Below are 18,615 nucleotides of genomic sequence, written 5' to 3' on the forward strand. Positions count from 1 at the left end.
TTGTCCGTTAAGCCGTCCGCCTATCTTTTTGTCCGAAAAGCCGCCAAACAAGCCTATCCTCGGATGATGTCCGGCTTGGCCGTCTATTGATCGTTTGACGGACGTCGGCTGCAAGACTAGGGTATTCATAGGTATTACCTGGTGATAGGAGGCCGGTAATGGCAACATCACTCAAGATCGACGACGCACTGAAGGATCGCGTCAAGCACCTTGCCAGTCAGCGCCGGCGCTCGTCGCACTGGATCATGCTCGAAGCCATCCAGCAGTACGTCGAGCGTGAGGAAGCCCGCGAGAGCTTCAAGCAGGAAGCCTTGGCGTCCTGGGCGGCCTATCAGGAAGCCGGTCGGCACCTGACCGGCCAGGAAGTGCGCACCTGGTTGAACACCTGGGGCACCGAAGATGAAAAGGCGAAGCCTGAGTGCCACAAGTAATCGTTACCGAAGGCGCAGCCGAAGGCTTGGAGCGGTGCCGGCGATTCCTGGCCACCAAGCCCCAAGAAGCCTTGAGTCGGGCCGGGCAGGCCATCGAGCGGCACTTCTTGCTACTGGAATCAGCCCCCGACATTGGCCGGCCGCTCGATGAGATGCCCGAGCTGCGCGAACTGGTGATTCCCTTCGGAGACTCCGGCTACGTGGCTCTGTACCACTACGAGCCTACCGCCGGGGCAGTGTATGTCTTGGCGTTCCGGCATCAGAAAGAAGCAGGGTATTGATAAACCCCCGGCCTTTGCGCATAGGACGCCTGACACGCCGCGTTCAGGGGCCTGGCCTGATGAGTCAGTGCAGCCGCCTTCTGAAAACGACAGGGGGATAAGGCCCGTTTTTTGTACATACCAAGGTTGGCGTGGCTTCTTTACGCCCACCCCCGAGAATGGCTTGCAGCGACGCTCCTAGATCATGTTGTACAAGTCCATGACGGTGAAGCGACAGAGGGTGTAAGAGGCATTCGGCCGCCTCCATGACAGCACCATGGTCGCCGCCAGCCGAGCACTGGCCGTCTTCCTGGGCTTCGCGTGAGCGTGACCCACTATCGCTGCCCATGCCTTCCCAGGCAGCTGCGGCGGGATTTGTGCAGCGTTTCCCTTAGGCCCATCGGGCGTGGCCCTAGCCTCTTAGCCTTGCCAGGTCGTCGCGATCCGGCAGGGCGGCGTAGGCGCCGGGCCGGGTGACGGCGTAGGCGCCGCAGCGGCAGGCGATGTCCACCGTACGGTGCAGGAAAGCGGTGTCGTGGTGCCAGTCGGAGTCGATGCCCTTGTCGGCGGTGTACTCGGCAAGTTCGGCGAGCAGGCCGCCGATGAAGGCGTCACCACCCGCCGTGGTATCTACCGCCTCGACCCGGGGCGGCGTGATTCGCTCGTCCAGGCCGACGCCCTTGAGCATCACTTCGCCCGGGCCGTCGGTGATCACCGCGACCTTGACCCCGGCGGCGAAGCGTTCGGCTAGCCAGCCCTCCCGAGGGTGGTCGGCGCGCAGGTCGTCGAGCTCCTCCGTCGAGAGCTTGAGCAGGTCGGCAGCGTCGAGCAGACGGGTGACCAGGCTGATGTCGGCGGTCCCGCCTTCCCAGAGGTTGTGGCGCAGATTGGCATCCACGCTTACCAGGCAGCCGGCACGGCGGGCCATCTCGGCCATGGCCAGGGTGGTATCGGCGATCTCCGGCTCGGTCAGGCTGTTGCTGCAGAAGTGCACGATGGCCGGGTCGGCAAAGACGCCGGCCGGCAGGTGCTCCAGGCGATAGAGCAGGTCCGCAGCCGGGGGGCGGTAGAAATCGAAGGTGCGCTCCCCCGTGGCATCGCGAGAGACGAAGGCGAGTGCCGTGCGTGCCTCGCGGGTGCGCACCACGCCGGAGGTGTCCACGCCATGGGCGGCCAGCTCGGCGGCCAGGAAATCCCCGAAATGGTCCTCGCCGAGCATGCCGAGGAAGCGGCTGGGCACGCCCAGGCGGGCGCAGGCCACGGCCACGTTGGCGGGGGCACCGCCAGCATAGGGCGTGAAGGTCTCCGGGGCATCGGCGGCGACGCCCGGCGTGTCGCCGAGGCGGCTGGAAAGCAGGTCGACGAGGGCCTCGCCGAAGCTGATTACGGGGGTCATAGGGTCGCTGTCTCCTCACGGCTCAGGGTGGTGCCCAGCAGGTGCTGGGCGCCGGGCACCAGCCATACCGGGTCGAGCCGGGTGTTGGCCGACTCGACGCACAGGAAATGGCGGGCGGCCTCGATCGAGGTGTCCTCGGGGGGGGTGTCGCCGGGCTGCCAGACCACCGCGGAATCACTGCCCTGGCGAGCCACGCGCAGGCGGCGAGTGCCGTCGTCTAGTCGTAGCTCGGCGTTGCTGCGGTAGATGCGGTCCAGCGCTCCGCGCACGCCCAGCTCGCCCTGCTGGTCGCGTTCGGCGAAGTCGGCCAGCTTGTCCAGGTAGGTGGCGCCGGCCAGGCCCTCGACCCGGCAGTCGAAGGCATCGGCGACCGCCAGGTAGCTGTGCAGGGCCCCGGTGATCTTCACCGGTGTCTCCCCGACGTGCTCGGTGATCAGCTCCACGTGCAGGCGCCGGGCGTTGGCCTGGATCACCGCGCGCGGCACTAGCTGGCCATGCAGGCGCTCCTCGGGCGACAGGTGCAGCTCCACCCCCTCCTCGTGCTCGTCCACGGCCTCCAGTCGCCACGGCGCCTTGCGCGCCGGGCCGTGCATGGGGCCGGAGCGATCCGGGGATTCGTCGGCGGTATTCTCGTCGGCGAACCAGGGCCAGCACAGCGGGATGCCGCCGCGGATCGCCCCGGGCAGGGCCTGGGGCGTGGGCGTCACCCAGAGCCAGCCGCCGGCCACCAGCGATTCCTCGCTCGTGCCTGGGCTCGAGGCACTGGCCGTGTCGTCGGACGCGTTAGGGAGCGGCGCAGGAGGAGAGCCCTCAGCGGTCGCGTCTTCGGGCGACGGTAGAAAGTGCAGCACCTGGGCGCCCTGTAACGAGACGGCGAGCTCGCCCCACGCCTCGTTGGCCAGCCATATCTCGCGGCCGGCCCAGTCGGCACGGCGCTGGCCGCGAGTCTCCTCGACCAGCCGGGCAAGCGATTCGGGAATCATTCGATCTCCTCTCCGTCGAGTCACTCGACCTCTTCATTGTGCAGGGCCTCGGCGGCGCCCAGCAGCCCCGTCCAGGGCGCGGTGACCACCTGAATCGGGATGGCCCCGGTGTAGGCCCCCATGCGCCCCTTGGCGGTGAAGGCCTCGAGGAAGCGGCTTTCGGGCAGCCACTCGAGCAGCCGCGGGAGGATGCCGCCGCACAGGGCGACGCCGCCCCGGGCCCCCAGGGTCAGGGCGGCATCGCCGCAGACGTCGCCGAGGATCTTCAAGAACCGCAACAGGGTATCACGGGCCACCGGGTCGCCGCCCGCGGCCCCCTGGGTGACCTCGGCCGGGCTTGCATGCTGCGGTGGAGCGCCCTTGAGCGAGCAATGGGCAAGGTAGAGGTCGAGCAGCCCCTGGCCGCTCAGGATGCGCTCCACGGAGACGCGCCCGTAGCGGTTGCGGAAATGCCGCAGCAGGTTCTGTTCGCGCTCGTCGGTGGGCGCGAAGGTCACGTGGCCACCCTCGGTAGGCAGCGGGATCCAGGCGCGTCGCCCGGGAAAGAGCCCGGCCACGCCCAGCCCGGTACCCGGGCCGATCACCAGCCTGGCGGCATGGGGCACCGCCTCGCCGCGCTGTACCTCCACCAGGTCGCTGTCGGCCACGTGGGGGACGCCCAGCGCCTGGGCGGTGAAGTCGTTGATGGCCTTGAAGAGCGTGAGCCCCAGCGTCTGTTGGACCTCCTCCCGGGAGAAGGTCCAGTGATTGTTGGTCATGCTCACTCGGTCGCCGCGTATTGGGCAGGCGAAGGCCAGGCAGGCCTCGTGGGGTGTGGCATCGCCCGTCAGCCCAACCCGCTCGAGATAATCCTGGACCGCCTCGACTAGGCCCGGGTAGTCGGCACAAGGCAGGCTCTGGATGTCGCGGGGCGCGAAGGTGTCCGGCGTCACCAGGGCGAAGCGCGCATTGGTGCCGCCGATATCGCCGATCAGGGCGGGTCGCGTCATTCAGGCATCCTCGTCGTGGATCTGGCCCTCCTGGCGCGCCAGGTCGTCGGCCTCGAAGCCGCCGAACACTCCGGCTCCCTCCTCGCCGCGCATGGCCAGGTGGCGGAAGCCGCCGAACAGTTCGCGGCCCAGGCCCACGTGGTAGTGATCCAGATCACCGATGTGCCGCTCGCGCTCGGCCCATTCGTGGGCGTCGACCTTGGCCTCGAGGCGGCCGCTGTCGGCATCCAGGCGCACGATGTCGCCGTCGCGCAGCTTGGCGAGGGGTCCGCCATCCAGTGCCTCGGGGCTGATGTGGATAGCCGCCGGCACCTTGCCGGACGCGCCGGACATGCGCCCGTCGGTGACCAGGGCCACCTTGTAGCCGCGGTCCTGCAGCACACCGAGATAGGGTGTCAGCTTGTGCAGTTCGGGCATGCCGTTGGCCTTGGGCCCCTGGAAGCGGACCACGGCGATCACGTCGCGGTCCAGGTCACCGGCCTCGAAGGCGCCCTTGAGGTCGTTCTGGTCCTCGAAGATGCGGATCGGGGCCTCGACCACGCGGTGCTCGGGCTTCACTGCCGAGACCTTGATCACCCCGCGGCCCAGGTTGCCGTCGACCACGGTGAGCCCGCCGGTGGGGGCGAAGGGCGTCGCCACGCCGCGTAGCACCTCGGTGTCGAGGCTCGCCTCCGGCCCCTCGCGCCAGACCAGCTTGCCCTCCTCCAGGAAAGGCTCCTGAGTATAGGCGGTCAGGTCGGTGCCGAAGGCCGTGGGGATGTCGCCATGAATCAGGCCGGCCCCCAGCAGCTCGCGGAACAGGTAGCTCATGCCGCCAGCGGCCTGAAAGTGATTGATGTCCGCCTGGCCGTTGGGATAGACCTGCATCAGGCTCGGCGTCACCGCGGAGAGGTCGGTAAAGTCCTCCCAGGTGAGGGTCAGGCCGGCGGCGGCGGCCATGGCCACCAGGTGCAGGGTGTGGTTGGTCGAGCCGCCCGAGGCGAGCAGCCCGACCACGGCGTTGACGATGGCGCGCTCGTCGATCTGCTTGTAGAAGGGGCGGTAGTCGCCACCGGGTTCAGTGTTGCGGACCGCCTGCTCGGTAGCGTAGCGGGTGAGCGCCTCGCGCATCCCGGTGCCGGGGTTGACGAAGGAGGTGCCCGGCAAGTGCAGGCCCATCATCTCCATCATCAGTTGATTCGAGTTGGCGGTCCCGTAGAAGGTGCAGGTACCGGGGCTATGGTAGGACTCGGATTCCGCCTCCAGCAGGTCCTCGCGGCTCGCCTTGCCCTCGGCGTAGAGTTGGCGAATACGCGCCTTCTCCTTGTTGGGCAGGCCGCTGGGCATCGGGCCCGCCGGCACAAACATGGCCGGCAGGTGGCCGAAGCGTGCCGCGGCGATGAACAGCCCCGGGACGATCTTGTCGCACACGCCGAGGTAGAGCGCGGCGTCGAACATGTTGTGGGAGAGGCCCACGGCGGTGGCCATGGCGATGACGTCGCGGGAGAACAGCGACAGCTCCATGCCGGGCTGGCCCTGAGTGACGCCGTCACACATGGCCGGCACGCCGCCGGCGAACTGGGCAGTGGAGCCCATGGCGCGGGCGGCGTCCTTGATGGTCTCGGGGAAGGTCTCCAGCGGCTGGTGGGCCGAGAGCATGTCGTTGTAGGACGAGATGATGCCGAGGTTGGCCGAGTTCATCAGCTTCAGCGAATTCTTGTCCGTCTCGCCGCAGGCCGCGAAGCCGTGGGCCAGGTTGCCGCAGGAGAGTTCGCCACGGTGCACCCCTCGCTTGTGCTGGTCGGCCATGCGCTGTTCGTAGAGCGCGCGGCGCTCGGCGGAGCGCTGGCGGATGCGGCGGGTAACGTCGGCAACGGTGGGGTGGAGGGCGGGGGTGGTGCTGGCCATGGGTCACCTCGGTATCGAGCGTCGGTTGTGTTGTAAACTTACCAATAAAGCGTCCGGTTATCTGGCTATTCTACCCGTGGTTCGGTGGAAATTGTAGTTTTATTACCGATAGTACGGCTCGTGGACCCGGTAAGCGACAGCGCACCGGGCGGACCACGCTAGAGCCCCAGCAGCCGTAGCAGCCACTTGCGATACGGCGGGTCGAGCAGTCCCACGGCATTGTGGCGTGCCTGCAGGAAAACGCTGCGCTGATGACTGAAGCGCAGGAAGCCGGCCTCGCCCTGGTAGGCCCCCAGGCCGCTCTCGCCGATGCCGCCGAAAGGCAGGGCAGGCACGGTGTAGTGCCACAGGGTATCGTTGAAGACTACGCCGCCCGAGCGGCTCTTTTCCAGCAGGCGTTGGCGACGCTTAGGGTCGTCGGTAAAGGCATAGAGCGCCAGGGGGCTGGGCCCGTTGGCGACCCTGGCCAGGGCGGCCTCGAAGTCGCCTACACCGATCACCGGCAGCCAGGGACCGAAGACCTCCTCTTGCATGATCGACAGGTTGGCGGTGGGATCCACCACCAGGATAGGCGGCAGCTTCTTGCCTTGGTCGAGTGGCTGGCGTTCGCCGAGTTCGATGACCCGACAGCCATGATCGCGGGCCTCGTCGAGCACGCCCTCGAGCCGCCGGCGCGCGCCTTCGCCGAGCACGGCGGAGTAATCGTCGCTGGCGGTGCCCTGTGGGTAGAATGCCTTGACCGCTCCGCGGATCGCCTCGATGAAGGCCGGCAGCCGCGCCGCATCGATCAGCACATGGTCCGGGGCGATGCAGGTCTGGCCGGCATTGAGCCACTTGCCGAAGGCGATGCGTCGGGCAGCATGCGCCAGGTCGGCATCATCGGCGACGATGGCCGGGGTCTTGCCGCCGAGCTCCAGGGTCACCGGCGTGAGGTTGGCGGCGGCGGCCCTTGCCACGTCGCGGCCGATACGCGCACTGCCGGTGAACAGCAGGTGGTCGAAGGGCAGAGCGGCGAAGGCTCGGGCGGTGTCGGCATCGCCCGTCATCACGCACAGCTCCTCCGGGGCGAAGTAGCGCTCGGCCAGTTGGGCCAGCAGAGCGCTGGTGGTGGGGGTCTGCTCGCTGGGCTTGATCATCACCCGGTTGCCGGCAGCCAGGGCATCCACTGCCGGCAACAGCGCCAGGCTCCAGGGGTAGTTGGCCGGGGCAATGATGCCTACGACCCCCAGCGGCTGGCGATGGATGCGCGCCCGGGCCGGCTGCAGCCGCCACGGCACGGAAGCGCGCCGCGGGCGCATCCACCGCTTGAGATGGCGGCGGGCATGGCGCACCGCCTGCAGCAGGGGAAACACCTCGGCCAGGCGTGTCTCGGCCTCGGCGCGATGGCCGAAGTCCTGGTGGATCGCCTGGGCGATCTCGTCGCGGTGGTGGCGAGTCATGTTCGCCAGGCGGGCGAGGCGGTCGCGACGGGTTGCCGCCGAGGGGAAAGGCTCGGTGGCGAAGGCGTTGCGCTGCTGGTCCAGGCGCGCCTGCAGGGCGCGTGCGTCGGTCATGCACGTCTCCATGTGTCGATGAGGATGGAAGGGGGCTCGGGCACTGGGCACAATGTAGGCCTTCTGCCAACGGCTTGTCAGCTATCGGAGCTGTCGCATAGGTGGCATGGTTCGGGGCTAAACCGTCGGCAGGTCTTCGAGCAGGCGCTGTGAACCCCTCCCTGGGCGCTACCGACGCCATCCATGGCGTAGGACCTGCTCTTCGACCTGCCCCCGGCGCCCCTCGCCTTGGTTAACGCATTTCCCCGGGAGCCGCCATGACCCCGCTCGTTTTGCAAGAACTGCCCGCCATTGAGGCGGTGCCGGTCGCGGCCTGGAATGCCCTGGTCGGCGACGACCATCCTTTCCTGCGCCACGAATTCCTGTATGCCCTTGAGGCCAGCGGGGCGGTGAGTCCCGCCACCGGCTGGGTACCGCGCCACCTGACCCTCTGGCAGGGCGAGGCGCTGGTCGGCGTCATGCCGCACTACCACAAGCATCACTCCTTCGGCGAATACGTCTTCGACTGGGGCTGGGCCGAGGCCTGGGAGCGCGCCGGCGGCGATTACTATCCCAAGGGGCTCTCGGCGATTCCCTTTACCCCGGCGCCGGGGCCACGGCTGGCCCTGGCGTCCCACCTCGACCCCCTGGCTGTCCGGCGTGTACTGGCCGAGGTCTGGGAGGCCAGCGGGCTGTCGAGCTGGCACCTGCTGTTTGCCGAGCCGGCCGAGGTCGAGGCCTGGCAGGCGGCCTGTCCGTCGCTGCTGGCGCGAGACGGCGTGCAGTTCCAGTGGCGCGATCGCGGCTATGGCGACTTCGAGGGTTTCCTTACCGCGTTGACCGCGAAGCGTCGCAAGGCGATCCGCCGCGAGCGGCGCCTGGTGGCCGATCAGGGCCTGACCCTGCATCGCCTGGAGGGCGAGGCCATCGACGCGGCAGCGATGGCCCACTTCTTTCGCTGCTATGAGATCACCTATCTGGAGCGTGGCCGCCACGGCTACCTCGGCCTCGACTTCTTCGAGCGCCTGCGCCGCACCCTGCCCGAGTCGCTGCTGCTGATCCAGGCTCGCCTGGAGGGGCGACCGGTGGCCGCCGCGCTCTGCCTGCAGGGCGCGCGCACCCTCTACGGGCGTTACTGGGGCAGCGAGGTGCTGGCCGACTGCCTGCACTTCGAGGCCTGCTACTACCAGGGCATCGAGCATTGTCTCGAACGCGGTCTGACCCTCTTCGACCCCGGTACCCAGGGGGAGCACAAGCTCTCGCGAGGCTTTGCCCCGCGGCGGCTCACATCGCTGCACCACATCGCCGACCCCCGCCTGCGCGACGCCGTGGCACGCTTCTGCGCCGAGGAGCGAGTTCACGTCGAGGCCTACTCCCGGGCGGCGGAGGCCGCCTTGCCCTTCCGGGAGAGCTGACAGTGCCCGCATGGTTCTGCCGAAGCGCAGCGAAACTGGCATAATGTTCGCCATCGATAACCCCGAGACGGACATCCTGCATGCTCAAGTGGCTGGCCATCGTGCTCATCATCCTGCTCGGGCTTCTGCAGTATCGGCTGTGGCTCGGCGAGGGCGGCATGCGTGAGCTCACCGAGGTGCGCCAACGCGTGGATGCCCTGGAGGAAGAGAACCAGCCGCTGCGCGATCGCAATGCGCGCCTGGCCGCCGAAGTGGTGGACCTCAAGACCGGCCTCGATGCCATCGAGGAGCGGGCCCGCAGCGACATCGGCATGGTGCGCACTGACGAGCAGTTCTTCTGGGTGCCCGGCGTGGCGGTGGACAACACCGGTCTCGAGATCAATGCCGGCCTGGTGGGCATGCCGGCACCCGGAACGGAGGCGAGCCAGTGAGTACCCGCCTGTGGCTAGTGGTGCCCGCCGCGGGGCAGGGGCGGCGCATGGGTGCCGGTCACCCCAAGCAGTACCTGCCGCTGGTCGGCCGGCCGGTGCTGGCCTGTACCCTGGCGCGGCTCCACCAGGCCTTCCCGTCTGCCCGGCTCTGCCTCTGCCTGGATCCCGACGATGACCACTTCGACCCGGCCTGGGTGCCCTTCGCCGACTGGCGGCGGTCTGCCGGTGGGGCTGAGCGGGTCGACTCGGTGGTCAACGCCCTGGACGCCATCGCCCCGGAGGCGGCGGAAGATGACCTGGTGCTGGTCCACGATGTGGCAAGGCCCTGCGTCACCGTCGACGACCTGACACGGCTGCTGGCGGCCATCGCCGACGACCCCGTGGGCGGGCTGCTGGCAGCCCCGGTGGCCGACACCATGAAGCGCGACGATGGCGACGGCCGGGTGCGTACCACCGAGTCGCGTGAGGGCCTCTGGCACGCCTTCACCCCCCAGGGCTTTCGCCTCGGCCTGCTGCGTCGCGCCCTGAATGATGCGCTGGCGCGAGGTGTCGCCGTCACCGACGAGGCCTCGGCGGTAGAGGCGGCAGGGTACTCGCCGCGGCTGATCAGCGGGCGTCGCGACAACCTCAAGATCACTCATCCCGAGGATCTGGCCCTGGCGGCCTTGATATTGTCTGCCCAGCAACAGGTCCTGTAGGCCCGGTAAGCGCCAGCGCACCGGGCACGGTGATGGGGTAATTGCCAAGCCGGATGCGCCTTCGGCTTATCCGGCCTACGGTAGAATCGAATATTTTTACGCCGAATGATGATGCTGAGAGAGTACGGGGTATGAAAAGTACATGATGCGAATCGGCCACGGTTTCGATGTCCACCGCTTCGGCGAAGGCGACCACCTGATGGTCGGCGGCGTCGCCATTCCCTTCGATTACGGTTTCGTTGCCCACTCCGACGGCGACGTATTGCTCCATGCGATCTGCGACGCCCTGCTGGGCGCCTGCGCGCTGGGCGACATCGGTCGCCACTTTCCCGATACCGATCCGGCCTGGGCCGGCGCCGACAGCCGTGCCCTGCTGCGCTACGTCGCTGGGCTGGTGGACGGGGCCGGCTACCGGGTCGGCAACCTGGACGCCACCCTGATCGCCCAGGCGCCAAAGATGGCGCCGCACATCGACGCCATGGCGCGACATATCGCCGACGACCTGGGTGTCGCCCGGGGCGCGGTCAACGTCAAGGCCACCACCAGCGAACGACTCGGCTTCACCGGCCGCGGCGAGGGCATCGCCGCCGAGGCGGTGACGCTGCTGGTGCGCCGCGACGGGGAGGCGGCCAGTGAGTGAGGTCGCATCTCCCAGCGTCCAGGATGCCATCGACTGGCCGCCGGCCTGGCCGCGGGTACTGGAGGGCGAGCTCGGTGCGCCGCTGGCGGGCGACTATCGCGCCGTGCCCGAAGACTTCCTGGTCGAGGAGGCCCTCGACTTCGTCCCGGAAGGGGAGGGCGAGCACCTATGGCTATTCATCGAGAAGCGCGACCTGACCACCGCCATGGTGGCCCGCGAGCTGGCCCGTCTCTGCGAGGTCTCGTCGCGAGTGGTCGGCTACGCGGGCATGAAGGACCGCGTCGCCGTGACCCGTCAATGGTTCTCCGTGCAACTGCCCGGCCAGGAGGCTCCCGAAGGGCTGGTGACCCAACTCGCCGAGCGGGGTATCCGGGTGCTTGACCAGGCCCGTCATCCGCGCAAGCTCAAGCGTGGCGTGCATCGGGCCAATCGCTTCCAATTGCGAATCACCGGGGCAGCCGTGGCCGACCCGGTGCTCGAGGCGCGCTGGCAGCGCCTCTGTAACCTCGGCGTCGCCAACTATGTCGGGCCCCAGCGTTTCGGTGCGGACGGGCGCAACCTGCAGCGCGCCCGGGCCGTGCTGGCCCGCGGCTGGCGCAAGCGCGATGACCGCGAAGGCATGCTGCTCTCGGCGGCCCGTAGCTTTCTGTTCAACGAGCTGCTGGCCGCCCGGGTTCATGATCACAGCTGGGCCACGCCGCTGCCCGGCGAGGTGGTGATGCTCGATGGCAGCGCCAGCCAGTTTGATGTAGCGCCCGACGATGCCGCCCAACTCGCCGAACTTGGTGAGCGGGCCCGACGCCTCGACCTGCACCCCGCCGGGATACTGTGGGGCGTCGGCGCCTCGCGTGCCGTCGGCGAGGCGGGAGCCCACGAGGCCGCCCTGGCCGGGCGCTACCCCGGCTTGTGCGAGGGGCTCGAGCGCGCCGGTGTGCGCCTGGCCCGCCGGGCCTTGCGGCTGCGCCTGGGCGAGCCACGGCTGACCCGCGGCGACGCTGAGCTCTGGCTGGCCTTCAGCCTGCCGCAGGGCGCCTTTGCCACCGCCGTGCTGCGTGAACTGATCTCTCACCCCTCTCTCGGGGCCCCGCCTACTGACAGGAGCCTGTAATGCGCCGACTGCTGCTATCCAACGATGATGGAGTACACGCCCCCGGGCTGCGTGCCCTGCATGATGCTCTGCTGCCCCATGCGCGGCTGCGCGTCGTTGCCCCGGACCGTGACAAGAGCGGGGCCAGCAACTCCCTCACGCTTAGCCGGCCGCTGGCGCTCTCCTCCCTCGACAACGGCTTCTACAGCGTCGATGGCACTCCGGCGGATTGTGTCTACCTGGGGGTCAACGGTGTCTGGGACGAGCGGCCAGATCTGGTGATCTCGGGCATCAACCACGGCGGCAACCTCGGCGACGACGTGCTCTACTCCGGCACGGTGGCCGCTGCCATGGAGGGGCGTAACCTGGGCATGACGGCCATTGCCATGTCGCTGGTCGGCTCGCGCCATTTCGAGACCGCCGGCCGGGTGGCGGCGAGCCTGGTGGGGGCGGCCGACCAGCTCTCGCTGCCGCCGCGTAGCCTGCTCAACGTCAACGTGCCGGACCTGCCATGGAACGAGATCCAGGGCTTTCGGGTTACCCGGATGGGCTATCGCGGCCCGGCGGCCCGTCCCCTGGAGGTGCGGGATCCCCGGGGCCGGCTGCGCTACTGGATTGCCGCCGTGGGCGAAAATGCCGACGACGGGCCGGACACCGATTTCGCCGCCATCGAGGCGGGCCATGTTTCCATCACGCCGCTGCACACCGACCTGACCCGGCATGCAGCGCGCGACGACGTGCAGGACTGGCTGGATGCACTCACCTGACCTGCTGCGCGGTGTCGGCATGACATCGCAGCGTACCCGGGATCGCATGGTGGGCCGCCTGGCCGACCAGGGAATCCGTGACCCCCGGGTGCTGGAGGTGATGGCCCGGGAGCCGCGTCATCTCTTTCTTGACGAGGCCCTGGCGCATCGAGCCTACGAGGATACCTCGCTGCCCATCGGCCATGGCCAGACGCTCTCCCAGCCCTGGGTGGTCGCCCGGATGACCGAACTGGTGATCCAGGAAGCACCGTCGCGGGTGCTGGAGGTCGGCACAGGCTCGGGCTACCAGACGCTGGTGCTTTCGCGGTTGGTGAAGGAACTCTGGTCGGTGGAACGGATCAATGCCCTGCATCGCCGCGCCGGTGGTCGCCTGCGTCTGCTCGAGGTCCACAATACCCGGCTGCGCCTCGCCGACGGGGGCCATGGCTGGCCGGAGGAGGCGCCCTTCGAGGTGATCCTGCTGACGGCCTGTGCCAGCGAGCTGCCTGCGTCGCTGCTCGCCCAGCTCGGCGAAGGGGGAGTGTTGATCACGCCGCTGGCCGAGCCTGATGGTCAACAATGGCTGACCCGTGTGCGCCGCAGCGGTGAGAGCTTCGAGACACAGCGACTGGAGGCGGTGCGGTTCGTGCCGCTGCTGGAAGGCGTCATACGTTGAAAGGAGTCATACGTTGAAAGGAGTCCGCTGTTGAAGCGTCATCTCGGTATCTTCCTCAGAGGCGCCGGCATGGGGGCCGCCGACGCGGTGCCCGGGGTGTCCGGCGGCACGATCGCCTTCGTCACCGGCATCTACGAGGAGCTGATTCACAGCATCAAGCAGTTCGGCCCCAGCGCCTTCGTTGCCTGGCGACGCGGCGGCTTGCCGCTGCTGGCGACGCATCTCAACCTGACCTTCGTGCTGCCGCTGCTGGCCGGCATCGCCATCAGCCTGGTCAGCGTGGCCCATCTCGTCGTCTGGCTGATGGAGGATTTCCCGCAACTGCTCGACGGCTTCTTCTTCGGCCTGGTGGCCGCCTCTGCCCTGGTGGTCAGCCGTCACCCGGCCGACTGGCGATGGTGGCACCTGCTGCCCCTCGCCGCGGGACTGTTGCTTGCTCATGGCCTGCCGTCGCTGATGCCGCTGGTCACCCAACTCGGCAATCCCGACCTGGTGCTGGTGGTGGGCGGGGCCATCGCCATCAGTGCCCTGCTGCTGCCCGGTGTCTCGGGCAGCTTCCTGCTGCTCACCATGGGCCTCTACGGCACGGTGATGCAGGGCATCCGCGGCTTCGACCTGGGGTTGATCGGACTGTTCGGGGCGGGTTGCCTGATCGGTCTGTTCGGCTTCTCGCGGCTGCTCTCCTGGCTGCTGCGTCACTATCACACTGCGACCCTGCAGCTGCTGGTCGGCTTCATTATCGGCTCGCTGCCGGTACTCTGGCCATGGCGCGAACTGGTACGCTACCAGCTGGGCCCCGAGGGGCAGATGATCCCCCTCGACTATCGTTACCTGACCCCGGCCGACTTCGCCGAGCTGACCGGCGACCCCGCCCGGCTGCCGGCGGTGGTCGCCCTGATGCTCGCCGGTGCGGCCCTGGTGCTGCTCATCGGCCGGGCCAACCGGCCCGCGACATCCCGTAACCGAGATGGTGCTGACAAGGAGGAAGGCTCCAATGCATAAGGTATTTGTGATTTCCGGTCTGGCCCTGGCGCTGGCTGGCTGTGCCGCGCAGCAGGGCGAGAGTGGGCCGGTCCAGGTTCGCGACCTGTCGGCCAGCCGGGCGGAGACGACCCCCGCCGAATACACCGTGGAAGCCGGGGATACGCTCTACGGCATCGCCTGGCGCCATGACATGGACTACCGCGATCTGGCGCGACTCAACCGCATCGGTCCTCCCTACCGCCTCGAGCCCGGTCAGCGCCTGGTATTGGGCGGCGAGGGAAGCGCCACCTCCGCTCCCGAACAGGGCGGCGAGGACGCGTCCGGTGGCCGCGGGGTCGTGGCTACCGGCCTCGGCGGCGAGGCGTCCGCAAGCGATGAGGAACTCGACTGGCTGATGCCGGACGAGAGTGCCATCGAACGCAACCGTCGCCTCTCGACCGAGCGCCAGGAGGAAGATGACTCGCCCCAGGGACCCAGTCAGGCGGCCATGGAAAGCGCCGATGCCGTCTCGGGCGCCGACCAGGGCCCGGGGCCGGTCTATAGCTACGATAGTCCCGGAGCGGACGGCAGCCTCAGTGAGCGCGACCTGGCCGAACGGCGGGAACTGGCGTCCCGTGCGCAAGAGGAGCAGGCCGCTGACGAGGCGGCGGAGAGCGAGACCGATACGCCCGACGCACCTGACGCCCCAGGTGAGGATGAGGCGGCCCAGGTGGCCCAGGCATCATCGGAGACGGGCGATGATGGCACCGATGCCGGGACCTCGGTCGCCGGTGAGCCCGCGTCCGAACAACGGGCCGGGCGGAGCTACACCCCGGTGGACGAGGTGGCCTGGCAGTGGCCGGTCGAGGGTGACGTGATCGGCCAGTTCGGTGAGGGGGGAAGCATCACCGCCGGCATTGATATCGAGGGGCAAAAGGGGCAACCTGTCAAGGCAGCCGGCCCGGGAATCGTGGTCTATGCGGGAAGCGGTGTCAGGGGCTACGGCAAGCTGATTCTGCTCAAGCACAACGACCAGTTCCTGAGTGCCTATGCCCATAACGACACCCTGAACGTCAAGGAGAACGATGTGGTCGAGGCCGGAGAGGTCATCGCCACCATGGGCGACAGCGATGCCGAGGATGTGAGGCTGCACTTCGAGGTACGCAAGGACGGGCAGCCTCAGAATCCCCTCGAGTTTCTGCCTGGCCGCTGATCCTGGCGGTCGTTCAGCCTCTGCTGAAGGAAGAACGGGGTAACACAATAATAATGTCATGCGTCGACCATCCGGCCACGGATACACGACGCCCGGTCGCAACCATGGGGTAGCTATTCGATGAGCATGCTTGAACGGGACCTTCAGGATGTGAATCTGGCATCTGCTGACGAGGCGGACGAGGAGGCTGTCGAGGTAAGGGAGGAGCGCGAGGACATCGAAGACGAGGAGGTGGTGGTCGGCGACGAGGAAGCCTTCGAGAAGGCGCTGAGCCGTGAGGATCGCCATCAGCGTCACAGTCTCGATGCCACTCAGATCTACCTCAACGAGATCGGCTTTTCGCCGCTGCTGACACCGGAGGAAGAGGTCCATTACGGCCGCCTGGCACGCAAGGGCGATCCGCTGGGACGCTCGCGGATGATCGAGTCGAACCTGCGGCTGGTGGTGAAGATCGCCCGGCGCTATCTCAACCGGGGCCTCACCCTGCTCGACCTGATCGAGGAGGGTAACCTGGGGCTGATCCGGGCGGTGGAGAAGTTCGACCCCGAGCGCGGTTTCCGTTTCTCGACCTACGCCACCTGGTGGATCCGCCAGACCATCGAGCGGGCGCTGATGAATCAGACCCGCACCATCCGCCTGCCGATCCATGTGGTCAAGGAACTCAACATCTATCTGCGGGCCGCCCGCGAACTGACCCAGAAACTCGACCACGAGGCCACGGCCGAGGAGATCGCCGACTACCTCGACAAGCCGGTGGAGACCGTCAAGAAGATGATGGGCCTCAACGAGCGCGTCTCCTCCGTCGACTATCCGATGGGCAGCGAGAGCGACAAGCCGCTGATCGAGACGCTGGCCGACGACAATGACCAGGGTCCTGAGTCCACCCTGGTCGACGGCGACGTCCGCCAGCATGTCGACGAGTGGTTGGCCGAGCTCACCGAGAAGCAGATGGAGGTGGTGGTGCGTCGCTTCGGTCTGCGCGGCCACGAAGCCGCGACCCTCGAGCAGGTCGGCGAAGAGATCGGCTTGACGCGCGAACGCGTTCGCCAGATCCAGGTAGAAGCCCTCAAGAAGTTGCGCCGCATGCTCGACAAGCAGGGCCTCTCGCTGGATGCCATCTTCGAGTGACGCCATGTGCCGGAGTTGACCTCCGGCACATGGTACGCCACTGCCAATCCCTCCAGGATCCCGATCATGGCCCGGCCGCTGATTGCCGACATCGACCTCGACGCCCTGCGTCACAACTATTGCCTGGCCCGTGACCAGGCCCCCCACAGCCGCGCGGTCGCCGTGATCAAGGCCGATGCCTACGGTCATGGCGCGCTGGCCTGCGCCCGCGCGCTCGAGGGCCTGGCGCCGGCGTTTGCCGTGGCCTGCCTCGAGGAGGCAGAGGTCCTGCGCGAGGGGGGTATCACGGCGCCCATCGTGCTGCTCGAGGGCATCTTCGAGGCCGTCGAACTCGAGCGGGTCGAGGCGCTGGGGCTGTGGATGGCGGTGCACACCGACTGGCAGCTGGAGGCGCTGCTCGCCTATCGGCCCGTGTGCCCCATCCCGGTATGGGTGAAGGTGGACTCGGGAATGCATCGGCTGGGGTTTTCGCCGGCACAGGCGGGCGCCGTCTGGGCACGTCTCGCCGCGGCGCCCGACCGGGCCTGCGACCTGCACCTGATGAGCCATTTCGCCACCGCCGACGCCCTGGACCCCGGCTACTTCCGCCGCCAGCTCGCACTGCTCGACGACCTGGCGCTGCGGCTCGAGGCGCCTACCTGCCTCGCCAACTCGCCCGCCACCCTGGCCTGGCCCGAGGCCCACGGCGCCTGGAACCGGCCGGGGGTAATGCTCTATGGCAGCGATCCGCTGGAGGCCTCCAACGAGCTGAGCCGTCGGCTGTCGCCGGTGATGACCTTGCGCTCCGAGATCATCGCCGTGCGTGAGCTCGCCGCCGGTGAGCCTGTGGGCTATGCCGGGCGCTGGAGGGCCCCACGCCCCTCGCGGATCGGTGTGGTCGCCTGCGGCTACGGCGACGGCTACGACCGGCATGCGGTCGACGGCACCCCGGTGCTGGTCAACGGACAACGCACGGGCATTGCCGGCAAGGTCTCCATGGACATGTTGACGGTGGACCTCACCGAGATTCCCGAGGCGGACATCGGCAGCGAAGTGGTGCTCTGGGGGCGCGCCGCGAACGGCGCGCTGCTGTCGGTGGACGAGGTGGGCCGCCATTGCGACACCATCAGCTACACCCTGCTCAGTGGCGTGCTACCCAGGGTTCCCAGGCGCTATCATGGGCCGGACTGAACGCCGCACCACGGGAACAGGCATGTCCAGGGACGACACCCCCCAGACCTCCTTCGCTCATCCGCGTTACTGGCCCACCTGGCTGGGCATCGGTGCCATGCATGTGGTGGCCTGGCTGCCCTGGCGGCTGAAGCTGTGGATCGGCCGGGCGATCGGCCTTGCCGCCTGGCGCTTCGTCAAACGCCGTCGCCATATCACCGAGACCAATATCCGCCTCTGCTTCCCGGAACTCGATGAGGCGCAGCAGTCGCGGCTGGTGCGCGAGACCTTTGTCGCCAACGGCATCGGTGTCGTCGAGACGGCCACCGGCTGGTGCCGCGATCCCGAGCATCTGCGCCATCGCGTCACCTTCCTGGGCCAGGAGCACCGGGCCCGGTTGCAGGTTGAGGGGAAAGGGGCGCTGATCCTCGGGGTGCATTTCTCCACCCTGGATCTGGGGGCCGCCCTGCATGCGCTCTACTTCCGCGCCGACGCCGTGCAGCGCCCCCACGACAACCCGCTCTTCGACCGCTTCATGGGGCGTGCCCGTGCCCCCTACTTCGATGTGGTCCTCGACCGTCATGACCTGCGCGGCGTGGTGCGCCGCATCAAGGCGGGCCATGCGGTCTGGTACTCCCCGGACCAGGATTTCGGCCGCGATGCCAGCGTCTTTGCTCCCTTCTTCGGCATCCCGGCGGCCACGGTGCGAATGACCTCGCGCATTGCGCGCATGACCGGCGCCCCGGTGATCCCGCTGATCTTCCACCGCAACCCCGATGACCGCACCTATACCCTGGAGTACCTACCGCCGCTGGAGAACTTCCCCAGCGGCGACGACCTGGCCGATGCCACCCGCATCAATGCGGTGATCGAGGCGGCGATCCGCAAGCACCCTGAGCAGTACCTCTGGCTGCACCGGCGTTTCAAGACCCGGCCGGAGGGGGAGGTCGGTTTCTACTGACGCTGCGCATCAGAAGAAACCGGAAGCTAG

Annotated in this window: 19 protein-coding genes; 14 read left to right on the forward strand and 5 right to left on the reverse strand. The window is 68.0% G+C overall.

Annotated features, from left to right (window positions below; all coding sequences use genetic code 11):
* Positions 1-158 precede the first annotated feature (158 nt).
* Entirely contained in the window at positions 159-431 is a 273-nt protein-coding gene (locus HALO32_RS06475) for a CopG family ribbon-helix-helix protein (protein ID WP_151442946.1), read from the forward strand.
* Entirely contained in the window at positions 419-712 is a 294-nt protein-coding gene (locus HALO32_RS06480; RefSeq protein ID WP_151442947.1) for a type II toxin-antitoxin system RelE/ParE family toxin, read from the forward strand. Before HALO32_RS06475 ends, HALO32_RS06480 begins: the two co-directional genes overlap by 13 nt.
* A 391-nt stretch (positions 713-1,103) precedes the next feature.
* Here HALO32_RS06480 and HALO32_RS06485 read toward each other — a convergent pair whose 3' ends face one another.
* The 5 genes from HALO32_RS06485 to HALO32_RS06505 all read right to left on the reverse strand — a co-directional run bounded on the left by HALO32_RS06485 (position 1,104) and on the right by HALO32_RS06505 (position 7,499).
* Positions 1,104-2,087 (reverse strand): carbohydrate kinase family protein, encoded by a 984-nt coding sequence (locus HALO32_RS06485; RefSeq protein WP_151442948.1) that lies wholly within the window; start codon positions 2,085-2,087, stop codon positions 1,104-1,106.
* Positions 2,084-3,070, reverse strand: a complete 987-nt coding sequence (locus HALO32_RS06490; protein WP_192576455.1) for an aldose epimerase family protein — start codon at positions 3,068-3,070, stop codon at positions 2,084-2,086. Before HALO32_RS06490 ends, HALO32_RS06485 begins: the two co-directional genes overlap by 4 nt.
* Positions 3,071-3,090: 20 nt before the next feature.
* Positions 3,091-4,059 carry a glucokinase gene (gene glk / locus HALO32_RS06495; RefSeq protein WP_151442949.1) on the reverse strand — a complete coding sequence of 323 codons (969 nt, stop codon included), beginning with the start codon at positions 4,057-4,059 and terminating at the stop codon, positions 3,091-3,093.
* Entirely contained in the window at positions 4,060-5,946 is a 1,887-nt protein-coding gene (gene edd / locus HALO32_RS06500) for a phosphogluconate dehydratase (RefSeq protein WP_151442950.1), read from the reverse strand. It abuts the gene before it with no gap.
* Positions 5,947-6,104: 158 nt separating this feature from the next.
* On the reverse strand, positions 6,105-7,499 hold the full coding sequence (locus HALO32_RS06505) for a coniferyl aldehyde dehydrogenase (RefSeq protein WP_151442951.1): 1,395 nt from the start codon (positions 7,497-7,499) through the stop codon (positions 6,105-6,107).
* 257 nt (positions 7,500-7,756) lie between these two features.
* Here HALO32_RS06505 and HALO32_RS06510 point away from each other — a divergent pair, with 257 nt between their 5' ends.
* The 12 genes from HALO32_RS06510 (at position 7,757) to lpxL (ending at position 18,585) form a co-directional block, all read left to right on the forward strand.
* Entirely contained in the window at positions 7,757-8,893 is a 1,137-nt protein-coding gene (locus HALO32_RS06510; protein WP_151442952.1) for a GNAT family N-acetyltransferase, read from the forward strand.
* Between the two features lie 80 nt (positions 8,894-8,973).
* Positions 8,974-9,324, forward strand: a complete 351-nt coding sequence (gene ftsB, locus HALO32_RS06515) for a cell division protein FtsB (protein ID WP_151442953.1) — start codon at positions 8,974-8,976, stop codon at positions 9,322-9,324.
* Positions 9,321-10,022, forward strand: coding sequence for a 2-C-methyl-D-erythritol 4-phosphate cytidylyltransferase (ispD, locus tag HALO32_RS06520; protein ID WP_151442954.1), 702 nt, complete (start codon positions 9,321-9,323; stop codon positions 10,020-10,022). The genes ftsB and ispD overlap by 4 nt, the downstream gene beginning before the upstream one ends.
* Before the next feature lie 145 nt (positions 10,023-10,167).
* Positions 10,168-10,662, forward strand: coding sequence for a 2-C-methyl-D-erythritol 2,4-cyclodiphosphate synthase (gene ispF, locus HALO32_RS06525; RefSeq protein WP_151443142.1), 495 nt, complete (start codon positions 10,168-10,170; stop codon positions 10,660-10,662).
* The gene (gene truD / locus HALO32_RS06530; protein ID WP_225809797.1) at positions 10,655-11,770 is read left to right on the forward strand and encodes a tRNA pseudouridine(13) synthase TruD; all 1,116 of its coding nucleotides are present in this window, start codon (positions 10,655-10,657) and stop codon (positions 11,768-11,770) included. The genes ispF and truD overlap by 8 nt, the downstream gene beginning before the upstream one ends.
* On the forward strand, positions 11,770-12,516 hold the full coding sequence (gene surE, locus HALO32_RS06535) for a 5'/3'-nucleotidase SurE (RefSeq protein WP_151442955.1): 747 nt from the start codon (positions 11,770-11,772) through the stop codon (positions 12,514-12,516). The genes truD and surE overlap by 1 nt, the downstream gene beginning before the upstream one ends.
* Positions 12,503-13,171, forward strand: a complete 669-nt coding sequence (locus HALO32_RS06540; RefSeq protein WP_151442956.1) for a protein-L-isoaspartate(D-aspartate) O-methyltransferase — start codon at positions 12,503-12,505, stop codon at positions 13,169-13,171. Before surE ends, HALO32_RS06540 begins: the two co-directional genes overlap by 14 nt.
* A 27-nt stretch (positions 13,172-13,198) precedes the next feature.
* Positions 13,199-14,173 (forward strand): DUF368 domain-containing protein, encoded by a 975-nt coding sequence (locus HALO32_RS06545; RefSeq protein ID WP_151442957.1) that lies wholly within the window; start codon positions 13,199-13,201, stop codon positions 14,171-14,173.
* Positions 14,166-15,347, forward strand: coding sequence for a peptidoglycan DD-metalloendopeptidase family protein (locus tag HALO32_RS06550; RefSeq protein WP_151442958.1), 1,182 nt, complete (start codon positions 14,166-14,168; stop codon positions 15,345-15,347). The genes HALO32_RS06545 and HALO32_RS06550 overlap by 8 nt, the downstream gene beginning before the upstream one ends.
* A 120-nt stretch (positions 15,348-15,467) precedes the next feature.
* Positions 15,468-16,475, forward strand: a complete 1,008-nt coding sequence (gene rpoS, locus HALO32_RS06555) for an RNA polymerase sigma factor RpoS (protein WP_151442959.1) — start codon at positions 15,468-15,470, stop codon at positions 16,473-16,475.
* Positions 16,476-16,541: 66 nt separating this feature from the next.
* Positions 16,542-17,645, forward strand: a complete 1,104-nt coding sequence (gene alr, locus HALO32_RS06560) for an alanine racemase (RefSeq protein WP_151442960.1) — start codon at positions 16,542-16,544, stop codon at positions 17,643-17,645.
* Between the two features lie 22 nt (positions 17,646-17,667).
* Entirely contained in the window at positions 17,668-18,585 is a 918-nt protein-coding gene (lpxL, locus tag HALO32_RS06565; RefSeq protein ID WP_151442961.1) for an LpxL/LpxP family Kdo(2)-lipid IV(A) lauroyl/palmitoleoyl acyltransferase, read from the forward strand.
* Positions 18,586-18,615: the final 30 nt, after the last annotated feature.

The organism is Halomonas lysinitropha (genome assembly GCF_902500215.1).
Lineage (GTDB): Bacteria > Pseudomonadota > Gammaproteobacteria > Pseudomonadales > Halomonadaceae > Halomonas > Halomonas lysinitropha.

What these genes read in the sequence shown, in the direction of transcription:
- HALO32_RS06485 (WP_151442948.1), bottom strand. Translation starts at nt 2,087, where the DNA reads ATGACCCCCGTAATCAGCTTCGGCGAGGCCCTCGTCGACCTGCTTTCC.
- glk (WP_151442949.1), bottom strand. Translation starts at nt 4,059, where the DNA reads ATGACGCGACCCGCCCTGATCGGCGATATCGGCGGCACCAATGCGCGC.
- alr (WP_151442960.1), top strand. Translation starts at nt 16,542, where the DNA reads ATGGCCCGGCCGCTGATTGCCGACATCGACCTCGACGCCCTGCGTCAC.
- lpxL (WP_151442961.1), top strand. Translation starts at nt 17,668, where the DNA reads ATGTCCAGGGACGACACCCCCCAGACCTCCTTCGCTCATCCGCGTTAC.
- surE (WP_151442955.1), top strand. Translation starts at nt 11,770, where the DNA reads ATGCGCCGACTGCTGCTATCCAACGATGATGGAGTACACGCCCCCGGG.
- HALO32_RS06505 (WP_151442951.1), bottom strand. Translation starts at nt 7,499, where the DNA reads ATGACCGACGCACGCGCCCTGCAGGCGCGCCTGGACCAGCAGCGCAAC.
- ispF (WP_151443142.1), top strand. Translation starts at nt 10,168, where the DNA reads ATGCGAATCGGCCACGGTTTCGATGTCCACCGCTTCGGCGAAGGCGAC.
- rpoS (WP_151442959.1), top strand. Translation starts at nt 15,468, where the DNA reads ATGAGCATGCTTGAACGGGACCTTCAGGATGTGAATCTGGCATCTGCT.
- HALO32_RS06490 (WP_192576455.1), bottom strand. Translation starts at nt 3,070, where the DNA reads ATGATTCCCGAATCGCTTGCCCGGCTGGTCGAGGAGACTCGCGGCCAG.
- HALO32_RS06510 (WP_151442952.1), top strand. Translation starts at nt 7,757, where the DNA reads ATGACCCCGCTCGTTTTGCAAGAACTGCCCGCCATTGAGGCGGTGCCG.
- edd (WP_151442950.1), bottom strand. Translation starts at nt 5,946, where the DNA reads ATGGCCAGCACCACCCCCGCCCTCCACCCCACCGTTGCCGACGTTACC.
- HALO32_RS06550 (WP_151442958.1), top strand. Translation starts at nt 14,166, where the DNA reads ATGCATAAGGTATTTGTGATTTCCGGTCTGGCCCTGGCGCTGGCTGGC.
- ftsB (WP_151442953.1), top strand. Translation starts at nt 8,974, where the DNA reads ATGCTCAAGTGGCTGGCCATCGTGCTCATCATCCTGCTCGGGCTTCTG.
- HALO32_RS06540 (WP_151442956.1), top strand. Translation starts at nt 12,503, where the DNA reads ATGCACTCACCTGACCTGCTGCGCGGTGTCGGCATGACATCGCAGCGT.
- HALO32_RS06475 (WP_151442946.1), top strand. Translation starts at nt 159, where the DNA reads ATGGCAACATCACTCAAGATCGACGACGCACTGAAGGATCGCGTCAAG.